The sequence below is a fragment of the Variovorax sp. W1I1 genome, from assembly GCF_030815625.1.
GTDB classification, from domain to species: Bacteria; Pseudomonadota; Gammaproteobacteria; order Burkholderiales; family Burkholderiaceae_C; genus Variovorax; species Variovorax paradoxus_C.
On the sequence record NZ_JAUSWZ010000001.1, the window covers coordinates 1,639,421 to 1,661,165 of the forward strand.

The following is a 21,745-nucleotide window of genomic DNA, read 5'->3' on the forward strand; positions in this document are numbered from 1 at the left end:
AAGCCCGGCCGTGTGCCGGGCTTTTTTGCGGGCGACCCGGTAAGGTGCGGGGACGAGAGAACGCGGGCTCACGGGTCGAGCGGGCAGAAGTTAGAATCGCCGCCTCTGCACTCAACAAGAGCGAGAAAGGCACCTTGGTTATGACACCGCGAACTACTCCGCAAGGATCGAGCGGCTTTTTCTTCTTCGAAGCGATCGAAGGAAAGGGCCGGTAGCCCGCGCTCGCTGGTTTTTCTTCCAGCTCCCAACCAAGCAAAGCGCGGCATCCACCGCGCTTTTTTGTTTTTCTCCCGAGGTTTCACATGATCCAGATCACGCTCCCAGACAACTCGCGCCGCGAGTTCCCAGGCCCGGTTTCGGTGGCCGAAGTGGCCCAGTCCATCGGCCCCGGTCTCGCCAAGATGACGGTGGCCGGCAAGGTCGACGGCCGGCTCGTCGATGCCAGCGACATCATCGACCACGACGCCAAGCTGCAGATCATCACGCCCAAGGACGACGAGGGCCTGGAGATCATTCGCCACTCGACGGCCCATTTGGTCGGGCATGCCGTCAAGCAGCTCTATCCGACGGCCAAGATGGTGATCGGCCCGGTGATCGACGAGGGTTTTTATTACGACATTTCCTATGAGCGTCCGTTCACGCCTGAGGACATGGCCGCCATCGAGGCGCGCATGCGCGAGCTGATTGCGCAGGACTACGACGTCGTGAAGAAGATGACGCCTCGTGCCGAGGTGATCGAGGTCTTCAAGTCGCGCGGCGAAGACTACAAGCTGCGCCTCGTCGAGGACATGCCCGACGAGCAGGCAATGGGCCTCTACTACCACCAGGAATACGTCGACATGTGCCGCGGCCCGCACGTGCCGAACACGCGCTTCCTGAAGGTCTTCAAGCTCACGAAGCTGGCCGGTGCCTACTGGCGCGGCGATGCCAAGAACGAGCAGCTGCAGCGCATCTACGGCACGGCCTGGGCCGACAAGAAGCAACTCGACCAATACATCCAGCGCATCGAGGAAGCCGAAAAGCGCGACCACCGCAAGCTTGGCAAAGAGCTCGACCTGTTCCACATCGACGAAGTGGCGCCGGGCGTGGTGTTCTGGCATCCCAAGGGGTGGGCGGTCTGGCAGGCGGTCGAACAGTACATGCGCGGCATCTATCGCGACACGGGCTACTGGGAAGTGAAGGGTCCGCAGATCCTCGACAAGAGCCTGTGGGAGAAAACGGGCCACTGGCAAAACTACCGCGACAACATGTTCACGACGGAGTCGGAAAAGCGCGAGTACGCGCTGAAGCCGATGAACTGCCCGGGCCACGTGCTGATCTTCAAGTCGGACCTGCGCAGCTATCGCGACCTGCCGCTGCGCTACGGCGAATTCGGCCAGTGCCACCGCAATGAACCCAGCGGCGCGCTGCACGGGATCATGCGCGTGCGCGGCTTCACGCAGGACGACGGGCACATCTTCTGCACGGAAGACCAGATCCTCGACGAATGCATCGCCTACACGGAGCAACTGCAGAAGGTCTACGCCGACTTCGGCTTCACGGACATCCTCTACAAGGTCGCGACGCGGCCGGAGAACCGTGTCGGTTCTGACGAGCTGTGGGACAAGGCCGAGCACGCGGTGATGGAGTCGCTGCGGCGCTCGGGCGTCGACTTCATCATCTCGCCGGGCGATGGCGCCTTCTACGGTCCGAAGATCGAATACACGCTGCGCGATGCCATCGGCCGCCAGTGGCAGTGCGGCACGATGCAGGTCGACTTCAACACGGCCGAGCGCCTGGGCGGCGAATACGTGACGGAATCGAGCGGCCGCGCGCACCCCGTGATGCTGCATCGCGCCATCGTGGGCAGCCTGGAGCGCTTCATCGGCATGCTGATCGAACACCACTCCGGCGCGCTGCCCGCATGGCTCGCTCCTGTGCAGGTGGCGGTGCTCAATATCAGCGAAGGGCAGGCCGACTACGCTGCGCAAGTTGCGAAAACGCTGCAAAATCAAGGGCTTAGGGTTCAGCTTGACCTGCACAACGAGAAGATTACGTATAAAATACGGAAGCATTCGTTGCAAAAGCTCCCTTACATCCTCGTCGTGGGCGACAAGGAAAAGGAAGCAGGTGCCGTCGCAGTGCGCGCCCGGGGCAATCAAGACCTCGGAGCAATGTCCCTCGAATCGTTCGTGCAACGGCTCGTTCAGGATGTTGCCGACAAGCGTTGATTTGCCTCTGAAACACCCCATATGTTTCTCAGCCAAATCGTGCCGCTTGTCCGCGAGGACTGACCGGCGTTCGCTACAGATTTTGTAGCAAATTTTGAAGGATCCTGACCATCGCTACTGCATTTCGCGACCGCCGCCACCGCGAGGAACGCCAACACCGCCTGAACCGGGAAATCATGGCCCCGGAAGTCCGCCTTGTAGGCCCGGAAAACGAGCCAATGGGTGTTATGAGTCTCTCGGAGGCCCTGCGCCTTGCTGGCGAGGCCGATGTGGATCTGGTGGAGGTCGTCGCGGCGGCCAACCCGCCGGTATGCCGCCTGATCGAGTACGGTAAGTTCAAGTACCACGAGCAGAAGAAAGCGGCCGAGGCGAAGTCGAAGCAGAAGGTCATCGAGGTCAAGGAAATCAAGTTCCGGCCCGGTACCGACGATGGCGACTACAACATCAAGATGCGCAATATCAAGCGCTTTCTTGAAGAGGGCGACAAATGCAAGATCACGCTGCGCTTCCGCGGCCGCGAGATCACGCACCAGGAACTCGGTCTGGCGCTCCTGCAGCGCATTCGCGATGAACTGGGCGACACGATCATGGTCGAGCAGTTCCCGAAGCTGGAAGGCCGACAGATGATCATGATGATCGCGCCGGGCCGCAAGAAGGCCGGTGGCGCTGCTCCCAAGCCGGCAGCAGACGCTGCGCCGGCACCGGCGCCCACGGCAACCGCCTGAGGCGTTTGCAGCAGACGAGGTTTTGAAGGGATTTCGCCGTTGCCGGCGCTTTGAAAGAAGCGCAGGCAAGGGCGAGATAAAGAAGTGTCTCGGGGCCAACAAGTTCATGGAGCATCCATGGCGCCTCACGAGCACAAACTAAAGGAGCATTCACATGCCCAAAATGAAGACCAAGAGCAGCGCGAAAAAACGTTTCCGCGTTCGTCCCGGTGGCACCGTCAAGCGCGGTCAAGCCTTCAAGCGTCACATCTTGACGAAGAAGACCACCAAGAACAAGCGTCACCTCCGTGGTGCAGTCGCAGTGCATGAGACCAACATGGTTTCTGTCGCCGCCATGCTGCCCGGCCGTGGCATTTAACTCAGACGAACAAGGAGTACACACATGCCTCGCGTCAAACGTGGTGTAACGGCTCGCGCCCGCCACAAGAAAGTTCTCGCACTCGCCAAGGGTTTCCGCGGTCGCCGCGGCAATGTCTTCCGCGTCGCCAAACAGGCGGTGATGAAGGCAGGCCAATACGCCTACCGTGACCGCCGTACCAAGAAGCGCGTTTTCCGTCAGTTGTGGATCGCGCGTATCAACGCCGCCTCGCGTGAACTGGGCCTGACCTACAGCCAGTTCGCCAACGGCATCCGCAAGGCCGGTATCGAGATCGACCGCAAGATGCTTGCGGACATCGCCGTGCACGACAAGGCCGCTTTTGCCGGCATCGTGGAGCAGGTCAAGGCCAAGCTGGCTGCTTGATTCTGCACAGCAGGGGTGCTGCCTTCGGGCAGCTTCCTGCGCCCACGGCTCAAGGGCTGGCGCTTGAAAAGGCTCCAGCTCTTTTTTATTTCCCCTCGAAGATTTTTTGTTGCCATGAACGAGTTGGACTCCCTTGCAGCCACCGCCCGCGCCGCCTTCGCCGAAGCGAAAACGCCCGCCGAGCTCGAAAACGCCAAGGCCCAGTTCCTCGGCAAATCGGGCCGCATCACCGAGCTGATGAAGGGCATGGCCGCGCTGAGTGTCGAAGAGAAGAAGTCCCGCGGCGCAGCGATCAACGTCGCCAAGCAGGCCATCGAGGCCGCGCTGACCGACCGCCGCCAGCAACTGGCCGACGAAGAACTCTCCCTGCAATTGCGTGCCGAAGCGCTCGACGTGAGCCTGCCCGGCCGCCGCCGCATCCCCGGCGGCCTGCACCCCGTGAGCCGCACCCTGGAGCGCATCGAGGAAATCTTCTCGAGCATGGGCTTCGACGTGGCTGACGGTCCGGAGATCGAGAGCGACTGGCACAGCTTCACCTCGCTCAACAACCCGCCGAACCATCCTGCGCGCTCGATGCAGGACACCTTCTACGTCGACCTCAACGGCGACGACGGCATCCCCTACAACCTGCGTCCGCACACCAGCCCGATGCAGGTGCGCTATGCGCATCAGCACATCAAGAAGTACGCGGCCGAATTCGCCGCGGCCGCAGCCGACACCACCGGCACCGTGAAAGCGCCCGAGATCCGCGTGATCGCCCCCGGCCGCACCTACCGCGTCGACAGCGATGCCACCCACTCGCCCATGTTCCACCAGTGCGAAGGTCTCTGGCTCGGCGAGAACGTGAGCTTCAAGGACTTGAAGGTCATCTTCACCGACTTCTGCCGCACCTTCTTCGAGCGCGATGACCTCGTGCTGCGCTTTCGCCCGAGCTTCTTTCCGTTCACCGAGCCCAGTGCAGAAATCGACATCCAGTTCGCAAGCGGACCGCTGGCCGGCCGCTGGCTCGAGGTGTCGGGCTCCGGCCAGGTGCATCCGAACGTGGTGCGCAACATGGGGCTCGACCCCGAGCGCTACATCGGCTTCGCCTTCGGCATGGGGCCCGACCGGCTCACGATGCTGCGCTACGGCGTGAACGACCTGCGCCTCTTCTTCGACGGCGACCTGCGTTTTCTCTCGCAGTTCCAGTAAGCACCCATCCCCAGAAAATCAGATCGAGATCGAAGAGATGCAATTCCCGGAATCCTGGCTGCGCGAGTTCTGCAACCCGCCCCTCGACAGCGCCACGTTGGCTGAAACGCTCACCATGGGCGGCTTCGAGGTCGAAGAGCGCCGACCGGTGGCGCCGCCTTTCACGCGCATCGTGGTCGGCGAAATCAAGGAAGCCGAGCAGCACCCGAATGCCGATCGCCTGCGCGTGTGCCAGGTCGACGTGGGGCAGGGCGCCTTGCTCAATATCGTGTGCGGCGCACCCAATGCGCGCGTCGGCATCAAGGTGCCTTGCGCGCTCGTCGGCGCCGAACTGCCGCCGGGTGAAGACGGCAAGCCGTTCCTCATCAAGCTGGGCAAGCTGCGCGGCGTCGAGAGCCAGGGCATGCTGTGCTCGGCGCGCGAACTGAAGCTGAGCGAAGACCACGGAGGCCTGCTCGAGCTCGACGCCGATGCGCCCATCGGCGCCGACGTGCGCGACGTGCTCAAGCTCGACGACGCGCTGCTGACCCTCAAGCTCACGCCCAATCTCGCGCATGGCCTCAGCGTCTACGGTGTCGCGCGCGAACTCGCAGCGCTCACCGGCGCACCGCTCAAGACGCCGGCGATCGCGCCCGTGGCCACTTCGTTCAACGACGTGCTGCCGGTCAAGGTTGAAGCGCCCGAACTCTGCGGCCGCTTCTCCGGCCGCATCGTGCGCGGCGTGAACACCACCGTCGCCACGCCCGCCTGGATGGTCGAGCGCCTCGCACGCTGCGGTCAGCGCAGCGTGACGCCGCTGGTCGACATCTCGAACTACGTGATGTTCGAGTACGGCCAACCGAGCCACATCTTCGACCTCGACAAGATCCACGGCGGCCTCACGGTGCGCTGGGGCAAGGCGGGCGAACAGCTCAAGCTGCTGAACGGCACGACGATCACCGTCGACGACAAGGTCGGCGTGATCGCCGACGACCGCGAGGTCGAATCGCTCGCCGGCATCATGGGCGGCGATGCGACCTCGGTCTCGGACGACACGCGCAACATCTACGTCGAGGCCGCGTTCTGGTGGCCAGAGGCTGTGCAGGGCCGTTCGCGCCGCTTCAACTTCTCGACCGATGCGGGTCATCGCTACGAGCGCGGTGTCGATCCGAGCCGCAGCGTCGAAATCATCGAGCGCATCACGCAACTGATCATCGAGATCTGCGGCGGCGAAGCCGGCAAGATGGACGACCAGACGCTGAACGTGCCCGCCGCTGTGCCCGTCACGCTGCGCGTGGCGCGCGCCGCGCGCGTGATCGGCATGCCGCTCACGCAGGCGCAATGCGCCGATGCGCTGAATCGCCTCGGCTTCGCCATCACGGAAGGCGAAGGCACGTTGACCGTGACCCCGCCGCCGCACCGCTTCGACCTGCTGATCGAGGAAGACCTGATCGAAGAAGTCGCGCGCCTGATCGGCTTCAACAACCTGCCGACCACCGCACCGCTCGCACCCATCACCGCCCGCGTGCGGCCCGAAGCGCAGCGCAGCCGCTTTGGCGTGCGCCGCAGCATCGCGGCACTGGGCTACCAGGAAACCATCAACTTCAGCTTCGTCGAAGCGCATTGGGAGCAAGATCTCGCCGGCAATGCCAACCTGGTCAAGCTGTTGAACCCCATCGCCAGCCAGATGAGCGTGATGCGCTCCTCGCTGATGGGTTCGCTGCTGCAGGTGCTGAAGTTCAATCTCGACCGCAAGGCACCGCGCGTGCGCGTTTTCGAACTGGGCCGCGTGTTCATGCGCGACGACAGCGTCGTCACGACCGACAGCACCGTGCGCGGCGTGAACCAGCCGATGCGCGTGGCAGGACTTGCATGGGGCGACGCCGACGAAGCGCGCTGGGACGGCAAGCCGCAGCGCATCGACTTCTACGACGTCAAGGGCGACGTCGAAGCACTGCTCGCGCCGCTGGTGCCGAGCTTCGAGCCGGCAGAGCATCCCGCGCTCCACCCCGGTCGTTCGGCCCGTGTGTCGATCGACGGCAAGGCCATCGGCTTCGTCGGCGAACTGCATCCGCGCTGGCGCCAGAAGTGGGACTTTGCACAAGCACCCGTGCTCTTCGAACTTGACCTCGATGCCGTCACTGCGCGCCCCGTGCCGGTGGCGCAGCCGGTGCCCAAGCACCAGGCCGTCGAGCGCGACATCGCGGTCGTGGTCGCCGAGGCCGTCACGCACGATGCGTTGATGCACGCGATCCGCACCACCACGGCCGCACAGGGCCTGCTGCGCGATGCGACGCTGTTCGACATCTACCGTCCGCAGCCACTGCAGGGCGGAGCCGTTGCAGCACCCAGCGCGCTGGCGCAGGGCGAGAAGAGCATGGCGGTGCGCCTGAGCTTCCAGAGCGACAGCGCGACCCTCACGGACGAGCAGGTCGAGCCCGCTGTCCGTGCCATCGTCGAACAACTGGGCGCCAAGGTCGGTGGCCGCTTGAGAGGATGAAGATGAACGCTGCCGAATTCACGCTCGAGGCCCTCGAAACGCCGGCGCTCACCAAGGCGCACCTGGCCGACCTGCTGTTCGAGCAGATCGGCTTGAACAAGCGCGAATCCAAGGACATGGTCGAGGCGTTCTTCGAGCTCGTGGCGAGCAGTCTGATCGAAGGCACGGACGTGAAGATCTCGGGCTTCGGCAATTTCCAGATCCGCGTGAAGGCGCCGCGGCCCGGTCGCAATCCGCGCACCGGCGAGGCCATTCCGATCGGCGAACGTCGCGTCGCCACGTTCCATGCGAGCGCCAAGCTCAAGGAACAGATTCACGGAAGCATTGAGCAGAGTGGCTCATCCGAAGTCGAGTGGAGCCTGGGCACCGAATAGTGCTTGGTGCTCGGCGGCGGCGTAGAGTAATCTCTCAGGTTTCCCGCGCACCGTCTTGATTTCAATGGAGAAAACACTCCCGCCGATTCCTGTCAAACGCTACTTCACCATCGGTGAAGTCGGCGAACTCTGCGGCGTCAAGCCGCACGTGCTGCGCTACTGGGAACAAGAGTTCACGCAACTGCGTCCCATGAAGCGCCGCGGCAACCGTCGCTACTACCAGCACCACGAGGTGCTCATGATCCGTCGCATCCGCGACCTGCTCTACGACCAGGGCTTCACGATCAGCGGCGCACGCAACAAGCTGCAAGAGCTTGTGCAAGGCGAACGTGATCGCCGCAAGGCCGGTGAGGTGCCGCTCGAAGGCATGGAAGCGATCGAGATCGACCAGGAAGAATTCGACGCCGCCGTGGTGCAGGACAGCCCCGACCAGACCGCGCCGCGCACCGTCGACCTGTCGCAGTTGTTGCACCTTCGCCGCGAGCTTTTTGAAATTCGTGAGCTCCTGACCGTCGGACGCTGATTTCGGCCGGCTATAATTGCAGGCTTCGGTGTGTGGCGCAGCCTGGTAGCGCACTTGCATGGGGTGCAAGGGGTCGAAGGTTCGAATCCTTTCACACCGACCAACGACAGTAAGAAAAAAGCCGGTTAGCGTTTGCTAGCCGGCTTTTTTTTTATGCGCCAGTTCAGCTCGGTTGCTCCTTCAAGCCGAGTTCGACTTCGTTTTTCATTACCTTAGGCAGCTCATCGCGGCATTGAGCGCTCGCGCTGCGCGACAGCGCAGTGGACTGCGCACCTCACTGTCCCTTCGAATCGCCCCGGGTACCAGCGGCAGGCGCATCCAACCCCATGCTGGAAACCAGCTGCAGATCCAGCGGCCCCGCGGCACGTTCGCGCTCAACCGCAAGGTGCAGGAGCGCAATGGTGGTGACCAGGACTGCAACCACGATCAGGAGCAGGAACTCGCCGCTGGGGCGTTGCGACGGCTGCCTGCTTTTGCAAGCGCTTTGATTCATCTCACCTCCGAGTTTTCTTGGGGATGCGGGAGTGTTGCGGCCGGCGGCCGGGCGCCTTGTCGGACGGCGCTGAACCGCGGTGTCTTCCAGCGCCGCGTTCTGCAGGCGCTGCGCGTGCGACTGTGGTCGATCGTCTTACTCGACGCGCACAGGCGCGTCCGATCGCGCGGCCGCGGGCGCGCGTGCCGGGGCGGGCGCGATGAGCACCATCGCGCCGTCCTGCCCGCGCCGCACCCGCAGGCGGGTGCCCTCGAGCAGGCGGTCCAGCGCCGCGTCAGCGGCGATCTTCCCCTTGAGACCCCGGGTCGAGAGGTCCTTGACGTCTTGCACCTTGTAGATGAGCTGCACGCCCGACTGCGCGATGTAGGCATCGAGCGCGGGCCGCAGCTCGCCGCCCTTCACATCGAACTCCATGGCATGGGCGAAAGCCGGGCCCGCCACCAACAGGCCGGCTGCGGCAGCGAAGGCCAAGCCCAGGTGGGAGCGCTTCAAGAAGGCGAAGAGGGTGGGGGGCTGCCTCCGGATTCGAATCATGTCGTTCTGTTTTTCCGCGAATTGGTTTTTCTTCTGCCCCGGTAAGACGAGTTCGAACGCACTTTCCGGTATCGGGCAAGGCGGAAAAGCCCTCCGCCCGGGCCTTCTAGAATTTCAGGAAGCATGGCCGGGCACCGGAATTCGCAGGAATTTCGGCAAATTCACCCGGCGTGCCTTCGCGCGTTACCGGAAATCCTCGGGCCGTTCGTCTCACTGTCTGTCGCCAATCCCGGCGGCTGCCGTCCTCTCGTTTCGGCCCTTCACTTTCCAGGAGCGCTTAGTGGTTCTCAGTGACTTGGACGCCTGGTTCGTCAGCGAAGTGCTGCCGATGGAAGCCGCGCTCACGCGTTTCCTTCGCCGCAACTGGCGCGACGATGCTGAAGTGCCGGACCTGCGGCAGGACGTTTACGTGCGCATCTACGAATCCGCCTCCAGATCCATGCCCGACCAGGTCAAGCCCTTCGTCTTCGCCACCGCGCGCAACCTCTTGATCGACCGCGCCCGGCGCGCGCAGATCGTTTCCATCGAGATCATTGCCGACCTCGACGCGCTCGATTTCTCGGCTGACGAGCTCACGCCCGAACGCCACGCCGCCGGCCGCGGCGAGCTGCGGCTGTTGCAATCGGCGCTCGAAGCGCTGCCGGCCAAGTGCCGCCGCGTGGTGGAGATGCGCAAGATCGACGGCCTCTCGCAGCGCGAGGTCGCCACGCAACTGGGCATCACCGAGGACACGGTCGAGCGGCAGGTCTCGCGCGGCGTGCGCGCCCTGGCCGACGCGCTGCTCTCGGGCGGCGTGCAGCTGGACACCAAGGCCTTCGGGCGAGCGCAGAACGAGCGGAGGCTCTCCACATGAGTGAAACCCAACGCATCGAAACCCTGGCCGCCGACTGGCTGGCCCGCCGCGACAGCGGCGCATGGACCGACACCGATCAGCAGCAGCTGGACGCCTGGATCGCCGCGTCGATCGCCCACCGCGTGGCGTGGCTCCGGCTGTCCAGCGCCTGGGAGCGCGGCGACCGGCTGGGCGCACTGCGCACACCAGCGATCCCGATTCCCACCCCCACGCCGGCTCCGTCACCGCAGCCGCAGGCGGCACGCCCGGCCCCACGCCTGTCGCGCTTCTCGCTGCAACGCATTGCCGCCGGCGTGCTGGTGGCCGTGGCGGGCACTGCCTGGTTCGGCTGGCAGTACATGCAGGAAGAACAGGGCCAGCAGTACGCCACCGCCGTCGGCGCGCGCCAGTCGGTGGCGCTGGCCGACGGCTCGAAGCTCACGCTGAACACCGCCACGCAGGTGCGCACCGCGGTGAACGACAGCGGTCGCAAGGTCTGGCTCGATGCGGGCGAGGCGTACTTCGACATCGCCCACGACAAGAAGCGGCCCTTCGTCGTGATCGCGGGCGACCGCCGCATCACCGTGCTGGGCACGCGCTTTCTCGTGCGGCGCCAGGGCGAGCAGGTGAACGTGACGGTGGAAGAAGGGCGCGTGCAGATCGCATCGGCCCAGCCGGACGCCAAGAGTGCGGAGCCCACCGTGCTCACGCGCAACCAGGCGGCCGTCACGCACGCGGACAACGTGCTGGTGATGTCGAAGGCGCCCAAGCAGGTCGACGACGAACTGAGCTGGCGCGAAGGCAAGCTGGTGTTCGACCAGACCACGCTGGCCGACGCGGCCGCGCAGTTCAACCGCTACAACACGCGCCAGCTCGTGATCGCCGATCCGGTGGTCGCGCAGGTGCGCATCGGCGGCAGCTTCGATGCCAACAACATGAGCGGCTTCGTGGCGTTGCTGAAGCAAGGCTTCGGCCTTGCGGCGCATGAACGCGGCAACGAAATCAGAATTTCGAATTAACAAATTACCGGAATGTGACGGGGCGTTCGTCTCAGTGGGTATCCCAAACAAATAACCACGTTGGAGAAGACACCCATGAATCGCATCGCGCCCCGCACCGGTCTGCCGTCCAGGAAGAAGCGAACGTACGCGGCTGCCGCGCTGCGCCCATGGGTCATCGGCGGCGCGTGGGTGCTGGCGAGCGGCATGTCCGCACACGCGCAGACGCAGGCGCAGACGCAGATGCCGGCGCATGGCTTCGACGTGAGCGGCGGCGATCTCAAGACCGCGCTCGATGCCTACATCGCGCAGGGCGGCGTGCAACTGCTCTACAAGGTCGACGACGTGAAGGGCGTGGCCACGCGTGGCGTGAAGGGCGCGCTGTCGCCGCAGGATGCGCTGGCGCAGTTGCTCGAAGGCACGCAACTGCGCACGCGCCGCGGTGACGACGGCGCCATCGTGATCTACACCGCCGCTGCGGCTGCCAAGCCGCTGGCAGACGAGGCACCGCAGTCGCTCGACAGCGTCACCATCACGGCCACGCGCCGCCGCGAGCCGGTGCGCGAGATCCCGATGCAGGTCAACGTGATGAAGGCACAGGCGCTGGAACGCGCCGGCGCGAAGAACCTGGCTGACTACGTGGCCGAACAACCGGGCGTGAACCTCACCAGCACCGGCAGCGTGGGCGGCACGCTCACCATGCGCGGACTGACCATGGGCCCGGTGCAGGGCATCGCGACCGTGGGCGTGTACGTGGACGACGTGGCCACGGGCCTGAGCTCGGCCGGCGCGAACGGCGGCAACACGCCGCTGGACATGGGCATGCTCGACCTCAGCCACATCGAGGTGCTGCGCGGCCCGCAGGGCACGCTGTATGGCGCCGGCGCCATGAGCGGCGTGCTCAAGTACGTGACCAACCAGCCCGACACCATGGAGTTCGCGGGCTCGGTGAAGTTCGGCACCTCGTGGACGCAGGGCGGCGGCCCCGGCTTCACGACCGGCGCGGTGCTCAACGTGCCGCTCAAGGAAGACGTGGCGGCCATCCGCTTCGCCGCCTTCACCGATCAGATCGGCGGCAGCTACGACGCCACGGGTCTCGCGCGCGGCCGCAACATCGACCGCGGCCACACCGACGGCGGCCGTGTCTCGCTGCTGCTCACGCCCACGCGCGAACTCACGGTACGGCTCACGGGCACGGTGCAGGACGTGCACCGCAAGGGCCTGGGCTTCGAAGAGATGGACAAGCGCACGCTGCGCCCCTGGAGCCGGGAGCGCACGCGCCAGCTGTCGGCCAACGAATCGGTTCGCAACCTCACGCAGCTGTTCGGGCTGGATGTGGAGTACGACTTCGGTTGGGCCCGGCTGAACTCGATCACCTCCGCGCAGGACGTGAAGATCAACACCACTGCCGACGTCACCGGCCTGTACGGGCCGCTGCTGGGCGCGCTGCGCGTGCCGGTGGCCTCGGTGCCGATCAACAGCGCCGTGGAGCAGCACCGCGTCAGCCAGGAATTTCGTCTGACCTCGCGCTCGGGCACCACCATCGAGTGGCTGGCAGGCCTGTACCTGAACCGCGAGCGCGGCAGCAACAACGGCGCCATGGAGGCCAACCTGATCGGGGGCCGGAGCAGCCTCGGCCTGCTGACGTCTACGCAGTCGTCGCGCTATCGCGAGGAAGCGGTGTATGGCGACGTCACCTGGAACGTGACGCCCGCGTTCTCGCTCACCGGCGGCGTACGCCTGGCGCGCAACAACCAGAAGTACGCCAGTCGCCAGACCGGCCAACTGGTCGGTGCTGCCGGCGCAGAGGCCGCCGGCACCTCGTCGGAAAGCTCGACCACCTACCTGGCCGCGGCCAAGTACACGCTGTCGGACACGAGCACCGTGTACTTCCGCGCGGCCAGTGGCTACCGTCCCGGCGGTCCCAATGTGTTGAAGGCCAACACCGACCGCAACGTGGTGCAGCCGACCTACAACTCCGACTCGTTGTGGAGCTACGAGCTGGGCTACAAGGCCGACCTGCTCGACCGCACGCTGTCGCTGGAAGCGGCGCTGTACGACATCGAGTGGAGCGGCGTGCAGCAGCCCACGCGCAGCGGCGGCTTCGTGTTCATCACCAACGCGGGTGCGGCCCGCATCAAGGGCAGCGAACTCACGCTCAACTGGAAGCCCAGCAAGGAATGGCGCTTCACAGCCAACGCCGCCGCCATCGACGCGCGCCTGACCGAGGACGCCAAGGGCATAGGCGCCACGGCCGGCACGCGCCTGCCGCACACGCCGCGCTTCGCCACCACACTGGGCGTGACGCGCAACTTCAGCATCGCCGATCACCCGGCCTATGTCGGCATCAGCGCGCGCTACACCGGCAAGCGCGACGCGGGCTACCGCGGCAGCACGGCCCTGCCGAGCATCGCGATGCCGGCCTACACGCTGGTCGACCTGCAGGCGGGCATTGACTTCAAGCGCTTCAGCGTCTCGGCCTACGTGCGCAACCTGGCGAACAAGCGCGGCATCGTGTCGATCGAAACCGGACTCAACGCGAACCCGAACCTGGTGACCGCGGCGCTCGTGCCCGCGCGCACCATCGGCTTCAACGTCAACGTCCCGTTCTGACATGGCGGGCCTCCCACCGTTCGCGGCACCGATGCCGCTGGATGCGGCCGCCCCTGCGGCCCTGGAAACGACCCGCAAGGCGCCCACCAGCGCCTGGTATGCACTGGCGGTGCTCATCATCGCCACCGTGCTGGGGTCGATCGACAAGGTCATCCTCACGCTGCTGACGGAGCCGATCCGCCAGACGCTGTCGCTGTCCGACACGCAGATCGGGCTGCTGCAGGGCGCGGGCATCGTGCTGTTCACCGGCATCGCCACCTTGCCGCTGGGCTGGCTCAGCGACCGCTACGACCGGCGCGTGGTGCTCGCGGCCTGCGTGGTGCTGTGGAGCGCCGCCACCGCCATGCGCGGCACGGCCATGGACTACGGCGTGCTGTTCGTCGCCTCCGTCGGCCTGGGCGTGGGCGAGGCGGGCCTCACGCCCATCACCAATAGCATGATCCCCGACCTGTTCCCGCGGGCGCAGCGGGTGCTGGCCAATGCGGTGTTCGCGCTGTCGGCCATCTTCGGCAGTGCGCTGGGCGCGCTGCTGGGCGGCACCATCGTGCACCTCACCGACGACCTGCGGCCGTGGCTGCCCGTCGCGATGCAGCAGCTCGAAGCCTGGCGCCTGACCTTCTTCGTGCTGGCCTCCGCCGGCATTCCGGTGACGCTGCTGGTGCTGTCGATACGGCGCACGCCGCGCGGCGGTGCGCAGGCAGCGAAGCCCGGTGCAAAGGCCGCCGAAGCCTTGGGCGCCACGACCCTGCGCGAACACCTGCGCCTGCACTGGCGCACCTTCGCGGGCCTGGTGACCGGCGTGGGCCTCACCAGCGTGGGCCTGAGCTCGCTGGGCACCTGGCTGCCGATCGTCACCGCGCGCACCTACGGCGTCACGCCGGTGCAGATGGGGCAGGGCATGGGCCTGGCATTCCTGTGCGGCACGGTGGCCGGCGGCCTGCTGGGCGTGCTGTCGATGCGCTATGTGCAGCCGCGCATGGGACCGGCCGCGGCGCTGCGCCTGATCATGCTGGGCAACCTCTCGGCGGCGCTGATGTCGACGCTGCTGCTGTTCACGAGTTCGGCCAACCACAACTTCATGCTGCTGGGGCTGCTGGTGGTGCCGCTCATCGGCAGCGCGGTGCTGCTGCCCAACGTGCTGCAGGACGCGGCGCCGCCGCACCTGCGCGCCCGCACCATCGCGATGCTCACGCTGGCCAGCCTGCCCTTCGGCGTGGTGGGGCCGCTGATGGTCGGCATGTTGTCGGACGCCCTCAAGTCGATGCCCAACGGGCTGGCCGTGTCCATCGTCGCGACCACGCTGGTCGGCGGCTGCCTGGGCGCCATGGTGCTGCGCGCCACCGAAGGCCCGTTCGTGCGCCTGATGCGCGAAGCGCAGCCGACCTGAGCTTTCTTCCCGCCCCGATCTTTCATCGCCTGTCGTCCTTCCATGTCACAACCCGAATCCTCCGCTTCCCTTCCTGACTCCGCTTCCGCATTGGCCGCCATCGACGCGCTGGTGGCACCCCTCAACCGCGGCGACGCACCCGGCCTGGTGCTGGGTATCGCAAAGCATGGCCGCGTGCTGTACCGCCGCGCCGTCGGCATGGCCAGCCTGGAGATGGGCGTGGCCCTCACGCCGACCTCGCGCATGCGCATCGCCTCCACCAGCAAGCACTTCACTGCGATGGCCGTACTGCTGCTGGCCGAAGACGGCCTGCTCGACGTGGAAGACCCGGTGCAGAAATACCTGCCCGAACTGCCGCAGCTGAGCGCCAACGGCCCCACGCTGCGCCACCTGCTCACCCACACCAGCGGCTGGCGCGGCCACGACGAGCTGTGGGCGATTGCGCACGGCCTCACGTTCACCTTGCCCGGCCCGGGCCTGCCCGCGATGGCGCGCCAGAGCGAGCTGAACTTCGAGCCCGGCACGCACATGGTCTACAGCAACGGTGGCTACTTCCTGCTGGCGAAGATCGTCGAGCGCGTGAGCGGCCAGAGCTTCAACGATTTCTTGAAGGCGCGCCTGTTCGGCCCGCTGGGCATGGCCGACACGTCGTCGGTGCAGACCGACCTCGACGTGGTGCCGCACATGGCCGGCCTCTACATGCCCGCGCCCGGCGGCGGCTGGCGCCGCGGCGTGTACCCGTGCGAACTCGACGGCGGTGGCTCGCTGGTGTCGACGGTGGACGACATGCTGCGCTGGCTCGCGCACATGCACGGCAGCGAAAAGATCGTGGGCAGCGCGAAGAGCTGGGCCCTGCTGTCCGAACCCACCACGCTGTCGTCGGGCGCGAAGGTGACCTACGGCTTCGGCCTCGCGCGCCACCTGTACCGCGGCGTCGAGATCGTCCACCACGCGGGCGCGGTGCTCGGCGCGCAGTCGCAGATGCTCAGCGTGCCCAGCCATGGGCTGGACGTCATCGCCATGGTGAACGGCGCGCCGGTGTCGCCGGCCTCGCTGGTCCTGAAGGTGGTCGAGCTGCTGCTGGGTGACGCGCTCGCGCCGCCGGAAGTGCGGCCGCTGGCCAGCGACTTTCCCGCGCTGGTCGGCCAGCGCTACCACGCGGCGTCCACGGGCAGCGTGCTGGGCTTTGCGGATGTCGGCGGCAAGCTGGGCATGTCGTGGCAGGCCGGCGGCGCGCACGCGATGCACCAGGGCGAAGGCAAGCTCTGGCTGGGTCTGCAGGACATTCCGGTGAACGACCTCGTGATCGACGCGGGCGACATCGATCCGCAACGCGCACCCGACGCGCTGGTGCTGCACGAAGGCGGCCAGCCGCGCCGCTTCGAGCGCCTGCCCGAGAGCGCACCCGATGCCGTGTCGCTGGCCGACCAGCTGTGCGGCGACTACACCAGCCCCGACCTCGACGCCACCGCGCAGATGGCGCTGGTCGACGGCAGGTTGCTGCTCACGGTGCAGGGCCGCCACGGCCAGCATGTGTGCGCGCTGACGCCGCTGTCGGCCGATGTGATGGTGCTCGCCTCGGCCGATCCGGTGCTGGCGCAACTGGGCAAATCGATTCTCAACGTGGAGCGCAAGGCCGGCCGGGTCGTGGGACTGCGGCTGGACACGATGCGCACCCGAAACATCCACCTCGCCCGCCAGGAGCGCCGCGCATGAAGTTCTTCACCACCCTGTTCGCCACCGAGACCAACACCTTCGTCTCGGCCCCCACCGGCCTGGGCAGCTACGAGGAATACGGCATCTTTCGCGGCGACGCGAGCACCCGTGACGCGGCGGGCTACGGCATGTACGCGGTCGAGGTGCGGAGACAACTGGCCGCCGAAGGCCACGAAACGGTCGAGAGCCTGCTGGCCTTCGCGCAGCCGCTCGGGCGCACCGTGCGCAGCGTGTACGAACGCCTGCGCGACGAGATCCTGGACGACCTGCGCAAGGCCGGACCGGTCGACGGCGTGATCCTCGTGCTGCACGGCGCGATGGTGGCCGACGGCTACGACGACTGCGAAGGCGACGTGATCTCGCGCGTGCGCGACATCGTCGGGCCGAACGTGCCCATCGGCGTGTCGCTCGACCTGCACTGCCACTTCACGCAGAAGATGCTCAATGCGGCGGACACGATCATTTGCTACAAGGAATATCCGCACACCGATGCGTTCGATCGCCTCCGCGAACTGGTCCGCATCGTCGTCGACACCGCGGAGGGCCGCGTGCGGCCCGTGACGGCCGTGCACGACTGCCGCATGGTCGGCAAGTGGCACACCACGCGAGAACCGATGGCCGGCTTCGTGCGCCGCATGCAGGCCGCCGAGCAACTGCCGGGCGTGCTCTCGGTGTCGCTCGGCCATGGCTTCCCGTGGGCCGACGTGCCCGAGTCGGGCGCCAAGATGTGGGTCGTGACCGACAACGACCCGGCGCTCGCCGCCAGGCTCGCCGAAGAACTGGGCCGCGCCTTCTGGGACCTGCGCCACGAGACCGGCGTGCCCTCGCTCTCGATCGAAGAAACGCTCGCCCGCGCCATGGCCGTGCCGGACGGCCCCGTGGTCATCGCCGACACCGCCGACAACCCCGGCGGCGGCGCCACCAGCGACAGCACCTTCATGCTGCGCGCCGTGGTCGAGCGCGGCATCGGCGACGTGGCCTTCGGCGGCGTGTGGGACCTGGGTGCGGTGCAACTGTGCCGCGACGCCGGCGTGGGCGCGAGCTTCGAGCTGCGCCTGGGCGGCAAGTGCGGCCCGGCTTCGGGCGACCCGATCGACCTGCACGTGACCGTGATGAACGTGGTGGAGGCGCATTCGCAGGGCGGCCTCTCGGGCGTGCGCACGCCCATGGGGCCGTGCGTGTGGGTGCAGGCGGCCGACGGCGTGGACATCGTGCTCATCAGCAAGCGCAACCAGGTCATCGGCGCCGATCTCTTCACGGGCCTGGGCATCGACCTGGCGGCCAAGAAGCTGGTCATCGTGAAGTCGGCGCAGCACTTCCATGCGGAGTTCGGACCGATCGCCAAGTCGGTGCTGTACGTGTCGACGCCGGCCTCGCTGAGCACCGACTTCGCCAACCTGCCATACCGCGTGCGCGACCTCGACTACTGGCCGCGCGTGGAGCAACCCGGCCGCCCGCATCACATGGCCGCGCCCGGCGAGCTCTACACCATCGACGGCCGTGCGATGCACCTGCAGCGCAGCGGCCCCGCGCCAGCCAGTGCGGCGCAGCCCACGATCGTGATCGAAGCCGGCGGCGGCTGTGCCTCGACGACCTACGCGAGGCTGCAGCAGGCGCTGGCCGCGAAGCACCCGGTGATCAGCTACGACCGCGCCGGTATGGGCTGGAGCGAGGCCGACGATGCACCCTTCGATGGCGAGCGCACCGCGCACCGCCTGCATGCGCTGCTCGCAGCGGCTGGGGTGACGGGCCCGATCGTGCTGGTCGGCCATTCGCTGGGCGGCCTGCTGAACCGGGTCTATGCGGGCCTGTATCCACAGCAGGTGGCCGGCGTCGTGATGCTCGATGCGAGCCATCCCGAGCAGTTCGCGATGTACGAGCACCCGCCCGAATCGCAGTTCGCGGCCGAGCGCGAGAAGCGTGCGAATTTCCAGGCCGGCGGCCCGCCGCCGCCGGAGCAGGCACCCATCGAGGCCTTGTTCGCCGACATGCCGCAGGTGCTGCGCCAGATGAAAGCTACCTACACGCCCGAAGCGCTCGACACGATGCTGACCGAAGTGCGCGGCCTGCCGCACGTCGCGCGTCAGGCCGCTGCCTCGCCCGATTTCGGTTCGCGTCCGCTCGCCGTGCTGTGGGCCAAGCAACAGCCATTGCCGGCCGGCGCCGACCCAGCGATCGCCGCGGTGCAGCAGCGCTGGCCCGAGTTCCAGGAATCGAATGCGGCCCTGTCGACGCAGCGCCGCCTCGCGTGCATCGAAGGCGCCGCGCACATGACGCTGGTGCTGCTGCCGCCGCTGGTGCAGCGCGTGGCTGAAGAAATCGACGGCGTGATGGCGCAGGTCGTGTCCGGAACCGGCCGATGACGCCGCTGGCCGAACTCATCACGCCCGCGCTGCTGCTCGATGTTGGCGTGCTCGAACGCAACTGCGAGGCGATGGCGCAGCGCGCGGCGCGCCATGGCGTGGCGCTGCGTCCGCACCTGAAGACCGCCAAGTCGGCCGAGGTGGCGCGGCGGGCCACGCGAGGGCAGGGCGGCGGGCTCACCGTGTCGACCGTGGCCGAGGCCGCCTACTTCGCGCGCCGCGGCTTCACGGACCTGACCTACGCCGTGGGCATCGACGCGAACAAGATCGAGGCGCTGCACGGCATCCAGCGCGCGAGCGGTGCACGCGTGACCCTGCTGGCCGATCGCATCGACGCCGTGCAGGCCGCCGACTCACGCGCGCGGGTGCTGGGCGCCACGTTCCGCCTGCTCCTCGAAATCGACACGGGCGGCGGCCGCGGCGGCGTCGACCCGAACGACGATGAGCTGCTGTCGCTCGCGCACGAAGTGCAGCGCAGTGAATCCTTGTCGCTGGCCGGCGTGCTCACGCATGCGGGCCACAGCTACCACGTGCAGGGCGGCACGGCGATCCGCGCCGTCGCCGAGGCCGAGCGCGCCGGCGCCGTGCAAGCGGCCGGGCGGCTGCGCGCGGCGGGCATGCCGGTCGATGTGGTGAGCGTGGGTTCCACGCCCACGGCCGTGTGCGCACAGACGCTCGAAGGCGTCACCGAGATGCGCCCCGGCGTCTACACCTTCTTCGACCTGGACCAGGCGGCGCGCGGCATCTGCGGCGTCGAAGACATCGCGCTGTCGGTGCTGGCCACCGTGATCGGCCACAACCCGCGTTCGCGCCGCGTGCTCATCGACGCCGGCGCGCTCGCGCTGTCGAAGGACCAGTCGGCGGCCGAGTTCCGCGGCGGCCTGGGCTTCGGCCTCGTGTGCCATGCCGGGGGCACCGTGCCGCTCCCCGGCCTGTGCGTGGCCGAGCTGCACCAGGAGCACGGGCTGATCTCTTGCGACGGCGACGACGACGGCGTGCAAGCCATGTTCCGCGCGTTGCCGGTGGGCAGCCGCGTGCGCGTGCTGCCGCACCACGCCTGCATGACCGCCGCGCCCTACGACCGCTACCACGTGGTCGAAGGCGCCGGCAGCGGCGTGCAGGCGGTCTGGGACAAGGCGCGCGGCTGGCAAGCCGGTGCCTGAAGCGAATCTATTTTTCTGGAGAAGACAACGATGACGAAGACATTCCTTGCGCGGCTGACAGCCGTGGCCGCGCCTTTCGTTCTGGCCTTCGGCCTCGGCAGCGCGCCGCAACCGGCGGGCGCCCAGACCCAGACCCAGACCCCAGCCGCACCGCAAGCCGCGGCCAGCGCCGCCGCTGCGCCAGCGCCCGTGGCCTTGCCCGAGAAGCCCGCCGCACCCGCAGCGGCCCCTGCAGGGTCTGCAGCCACGGCCAAGGTCGACAACCCTTACGGCATCGGCGCGCTCTGGTCGCAGAGCGATGCCGTGGCCAAGGCGGTGCTCGCCATCCTGGCGATCATGTCGATGGGCAGCTGGTACGTCATCGTCACCAAGCTGCTCGAGCAGATGCGCATGGGCCGCCAGGCGCGCGCGGTCGACAGCGAGTTCTGGAACGCGGGCACGGTGCAGGCCGGCACCGCACGGCTGGCCGAGGGCAGCCCGTTCCGCTTCATTGCCGATGCCGGCATGCAGGCCACGCAGAAGCACGACGGCCTGCGCGGCAAGGTCGACTTCGCCGACTTCGTCGACCTGTGCATTCACCGCGCCACCGAGCGCGTGCAGCGGCGCCTGGGCAACGGCATGTCACTGCTGGCCACCGTGGGTTCGACGGCACCGTTCGTCGGGCTGTTCGGCACGGTATGGGGCATCTACCACGCGCTCACCGCCATCGGCGTCGCGGGCCAAGCTTCGATCGACAAGGTGGCGGGCCCGGTGGGCGAGGCGCTCATCATGACCGCCATCGGCCTGGCCGTGGCCGTGCCCGCGGTGCTGGGCTACAACTGGCTCCTGCGCCGCAACATCACCGTGATGGACGACGTGCGCGAGTTCAGTGGCGAGCTGCACTCGGTGATCCTCGCCGGCAGCGCCTCGGCCTGACGCGCGCGCACGCAAACAAGCAAGCAACAAGCGAGCGAACCGCGCCATGGCGATGAACATCCCGGCCGCCGGGGGAGACGAGGAACAGGCCATCGCGGCCATCAACACCACGCCGCTGGTCGACGTGATGCTGGTGCTGCTGATCATCTTCCTCATCACCATCCCGGTGGTCAATTACTCGGTGCCCGTCGCGGTGCCGAAGGAACGCAACGAGGTGCGCGAGAGCAAGCCCGAGACCGTCGTGATCTCGGTGGATGCCGCCGGCCGCACCTACTGGTACGACACACCGGTGCGCGATACGCCCGCGCTGATCGCCCGGCTCACCAAGGTGGCGGCGATGAACCCGCAGCCCGAGGTGCACATCCGCGGCGACTGGCATGCCGACTACGAGCCGGTGGGCCGGATCGTCTACGCCTGCCAGGCGGCCGGCATCGCCAAGGTGGGCTTCATCACCGAGCCGCCCGCGCGGAACTAGGCCGAGCACACA

General features: G+C 67.1%; 19 protein-coding genes and 1 tRNA gene. 18 read left to right on the plus strand and 2 right to left on the minus strand.

What is annotated here, in order from left to right; genetic code table 11:
* The first annotated feature begins 302 nt into the window (after positions 1 to 302).
* The 9 genes from thrS to QFZ83_RS07725 all read left to right on the plus strand — a co-directional run bounded on the left by thrS (position 303) and on the right by QFZ83_RS07725 (position 8,347).
* On the plus strand, positions 303 to 2,210 hold the full coding sequence (thrS, locus tag QFZ83_RS07685) for a threonine--tRNA ligase (RefSeq protein WP_307504576.1): 1,908 nt from the start codon (positions 303 to 305) through the stop codon (positions 2,208 to 2,210).
* 101 nt (positions 2,211 to 2,311) lie between these two features.
* On the plus strand, positions 2,312 to 2,935 hold the full coding sequence (infC, locus tag QFZ83_RS07690) for a translation initiation factor IF-3 (protein ID WP_080559403.1): 624 nt from the start codon (positions 2,312 to 2,314) through the stop codon (positions 2,933 to 2,935).
* Between the two features lie 154 nt (positions 2,936 to 3,089).
* A complete protein-coding gene (rpmI, locus tag QFZ83_RS07695) occupies positions 3,090 to 3,293 on the plus strand; it encodes a 50S ribosomal protein L35 (protein WP_007832497.1) in 204 nt (67 codons plus the stop codon).
* Between the two features lie 24 nt (positions 3,294 to 3,317).
* The gene (gene rplT, locus QFZ83_RS07700; protein WP_007832499.1) at positions 3,318 to 3,677 is read left to right on the plus strand and encodes a 50S ribosomal protein L20; all 360 of its coding nucleotides are present in this window, start codon (positions 3,318 to 3,320) and stop codon (positions 3,675 to 3,677) included.
* A gap of 114 nt (positions 3,678 to 3,791) precedes the next feature.
* Entirely contained in the window at positions 3,792 to 4,868 is a 1,077-nt protein-coding gene (gene pheS / locus QFZ83_RS07705) for a phenylalanine--tRNA ligase subunit alpha (protein WP_307504579.1), read from the plus strand.
* Between the two features lie 37 nt (positions 4,869 to 4,905).
* Positions 4,906 to 7,347, plus strand: a complete 2,442-nt coding sequence (gene pheT, locus QFZ83_RS07710) for a phenylalanine--tRNA ligase subunit beta (protein ID WP_307504582.1) — start codon at positions 4,906 to 4,908, stop codon at positions 7,345 to 7,347.
* 2 nt (positions 7,348 to 7,349) lie between these two features.
* Positions 7,350 to 7,721 (plus strand): integration host factor subunit alpha, encoded by a 372-nt coding sequence (locus tag QFZ83_RS07715; protein ID WP_013542333.1) that lies wholly within the window; start codon positions 7,350 to 7,352, stop codon positions 7,719 to 7,721.
* Between the two features lie 64 nt (positions 7,722 to 7,785).
* Complete coding sequence (locus QFZ83_RS07720; RefSeq protein WP_013542332.1) at positions 7,786 to 8,244, plus strand: MerR family transcriptional regulator; 459 nt, start codon at positions 7,786 to 7,788, stop codon at positions 8,242 to 8,244.
* A 26-nt stretch (positions 8,245 to 8,270) separates the two neighbouring features.
* Positions 8,271 to 8,347, plus strand: a tRNA-Pro gene (locus QFZ83_RS07725).
* Positions 8,348 to 8,518: 171 nt separating this feature from the next.
* Here the strand turns inward: QFZ83_RS07725 and QFZ83_RS07730 are convergent.
* Positions 8,519 to 8,737, minus strand: coding sequence for a hypothetical protein (locus QFZ83_RS07730; protein WP_307504585.1), 219 nt, complete (start codon positions 8,735 to 8,737; stop codon positions 8,519 to 8,521).
* A 135-nt stretch (positions 8,738 to 8,872) separates the two neighbouring features.
* A complete protein-coding gene (locus tag QFZ83_RS07735; protein WP_307504589.1) occupies positions 8,873 to 9,229 on the minus strand; it encodes an STN domain-containing protein in 357 nt (118 codons plus the stop codon).
* A 322-nt stretch (positions 9,230 to 9,551) separates the two neighbouring features.
* Between QFZ83_RS07735 and QFZ83_RS07740 the strand changes: the two genes are divergently transcribed.
* The 9 genes from QFZ83_RS07740 (at position 9,552) to QFZ83_RS07780 (ending at position 21,733) form a co-directional block, all read left to right on the plus strand.
* Positions 9,552 to 10,124 (plus strand): RNA polymerase sigma factor, encoded by a 573-nt coding sequence (locus QFZ83_RS07740; RefSeq protein ID WP_307504592.1) that lies wholly within the window; start codon positions 9,552 to 9,554, stop codon positions 10,122 to 10,124.
* Complete coding sequence (locus QFZ83_RS07745) at positions 10,121 to 11,122, plus strand: FecR domain-containing protein (RefSeq protein WP_307504595.1); 1,002 nt, start codon at positions 10,121 to 10,123, stop codon at positions 11,120 to 11,122. The genes QFZ83_RS07740 and QFZ83_RS07745 overlap by 4 nt, the downstream gene beginning before the upstream one ends.
* Before the next feature lie 75 nt (positions 11,123 to 11,197).
* Positions 11,198 to 13,714: a TonB-dependent receptor gene (locus tag QFZ83_RS07750; protein ID WP_307504598.1), complete on the plus strand. Its 2,517-nt coding sequence runs from the start codon at positions 11,198 to 11,200 to the stop codon at positions 13,712 to 13,714.
* Between the two features lies 1 nt (position 13,715).
* Entirely contained in the window at positions 13,716 to 15,101 is a 1,386-nt protein-coding gene (locus tag QFZ83_RS07755) for an MFS transporter (protein ID WP_307504602.1), read from the plus strand.
* 90 nt (positions 15,102 to 15,191) lie between these two features.
* The gene (locus tag QFZ83_RS07760; RefSeq protein WP_307504605.1) at positions 15,192 to 16,817 is read left to right on the plus strand and encodes a serine hydrolase; all 1,626 of its coding nucleotides are present in this window, start codon (positions 15,192 to 15,194) and stop codon (positions 16,815 to 16,817) included.
* Positions 16,814 to 19,180, plus strand: a complete 2,367-nt coding sequence (locus QFZ83_RS07765) for an alpha/beta fold hydrolase (protein WP_307504608.1) — start codon at positions 16,814 to 16,816, stop codon at positions 19,178 to 19,180. The genes QFZ83_RS07760 and QFZ83_RS07765 overlap by 4 nt, the downstream gene beginning before the upstream one ends.
* Entirely contained in the window at positions 19,177 to 20,343 is a 1,167-nt protein-coding gene (locus QFZ83_RS07770) for an alanine racemase (RefSeq protein ID WP_307504612.1), read from the plus strand. Before QFZ83_RS07765 ends, QFZ83_RS07770 begins: the two co-directional genes overlap by 4 nt.
* Before the next feature lie 30 nt (positions 20,344 to 20,373).
* On the plus strand, positions 20,374 to 21,258 hold the full coding sequence (locus QFZ83_RS07775) for a MotA/TolQ/ExbB proton channel family protein (RefSeq protein ID WP_307504615.1): 885 nt from the start codon (positions 20,374 to 20,376) through the stop codon (positions 21,256 to 21,258).
* A gap of 46 nt (positions 21,259 to 21,304) precedes the next feature.
* On the plus strand, positions 21,305 to 21,733 hold the full coding sequence (locus QFZ83_RS07780; protein ID WP_307504618.1) for a biopolymer transporter ExbD: 429 nt from the start codon (positions 21,305 to 21,307) through the stop codon (positions 21,731 to 21,733).
* Positions 21,734 to 21,745 lie beyond the last annotated feature (12 nt).

Excerpts from the sequence above, each read along its gene's own strand:
- thrS (WP_307504576.1), top strand. The coding sequence starts at position 303 with ATGATCCAGATCACGCTCCCAGACAACTCGCGCCGCGAGTTCCCAGGC.
- rpmI (WP_007832497.1), top strand. The coding sequence starts at position 3,090 with ATGCCCAAAATGAAGACCAAGAGCAGCGCGAAAAAACGTTTCCGCGTT.
- rplT (WP_007832499.1), top strand. The coding sequence starts at position 3,318 with ATGCCTCGCGTCAAACGTGGTGTAACGGCTCGCGCCCGCCACAAGAAA.
- pheS (WP_307504579.1), top strand. The coding sequence starts at position 3,792 with ATGAACGAGTTGGACTCCCTTGCAGCCACCGCCCGCGCCGCCTTCGCC.
- pheT (WP_307504582.1), top strand. The coding sequence starts at position 4,906 with ATGCAATTCCCGGAATCCTGGCTGCGCGAGTTCTGCAACCCGCCCCTC.
- QFZ83_RS07715 (WP_013542333.1), top strand. The coding sequence starts at position 7,350 with ATGAACGCTGCCGAATTCACGCTCGAGGCCCTCGAAACGCCGGCGCTC.
- QFZ83_RS07720 (WP_013542332.1), top strand. The coding sequence starts at position 7,786 with ATGGAGAAAACACTCCCGCCGATTCCTGTCAAACGCTACTTCACCATC.
- QFZ83_RS07730 (WP_307504585.1), bottom strand. The coding sequence starts at position 8,737 with ATGAATCAAAGCGCTTGCAAAAGCAGGCAGCCGTCGCAACGCCCCAGC.
- QFZ83_RS07745 (WP_307504595.1), top strand. The coding sequence starts at position 10,121 with ATGAGTGAAACCCAACGCATCGAAACCCTGGCCGCCGACTGGCTGGCC.
- QFZ83_RS07750 (WP_307504598.1), top strand. The coding sequence starts at position 11,198 with ATGAATCGCATCGCGCCCCGCACCGGTCTGCCGTCCAGGAAGAAGCGA.
- QFZ83_RS07755 (WP_307504602.1), top strand. The coding sequence starts at position 13,716 with ATGGCGGGCCTCCCACCGTTCGCGGCACCGATGCCGCTGGATGCGGCC.
- QFZ83_RS07765 (WP_307504608.1), top strand. The coding sequence starts at position 16,814 with ATGAAGTTCTTCACCACCCTGTTCGCCACCGAGACCAACACCTTCGTC.
- QFZ83_RS07770 (WP_307504612.1), top strand. The coding sequence starts at position 19,177 with ATGACGCCGCTGGCCGAACTCATCACGCCCGCGCTGCTGCTCGATGTT.
- QFZ83_RS07775 (WP_307504615.1), top strand. The coding sequence starts at position 20,374 with ATGACGAAGACATTCCTTGCGCGGCTGACAGCCGTGGCCGCGCCTTTC.
- QFZ83_RS07780 (WP_307504618.1), top strand. The coding sequence starts at position 21,305 with ATGGCGATGAACATCCCGGCCGCCGGGGGAGACGAGGAACAGGCCATC.